Here is a 249-nt window from a genome sequence, read left to right as displayed (position 1 = left end):
TATTCAAAACTTGTATACGAGTAATAACCAACATGGCCGGTACCAACCAAGCCACCACTGAATGTGCCCAGGCTCTGACCTGTCGACGTAAAAGTCATGGGATTATAAGTAGAGTCATAGGAAAAATTAGGTTTTTGCAGACCAAGCGTGTAACTCGCAGACCAGATAGGTACGGCGGAATTATTCACATACACATTGGCAGAAAAAGTGGAATTGGCGCCCAGGTAATTGCCGATATCGGTTTTGAAA

At 43.8% G+C, this 249-nt stretch carries 1 protein-coding gene; it reads right to left on the bottom strand.

The window, feature by feature from the left end; all coding sequences use genetic code 11:
• A partial coding sequence (locus tag ACZ3HH_RS30850) for a hypothetical protein (RefSeq protein ID WP_465810489.1) occupies nucleotides 1–249 on the bottom strand: 249 nt, incomplete at both ends.

Source organism: Pseudomonas sp. PME37.24/025, assembly GCF_055556615.1.
This window is presented reverse-complemented; position numbering and strand designations above follow the sequence as displayed.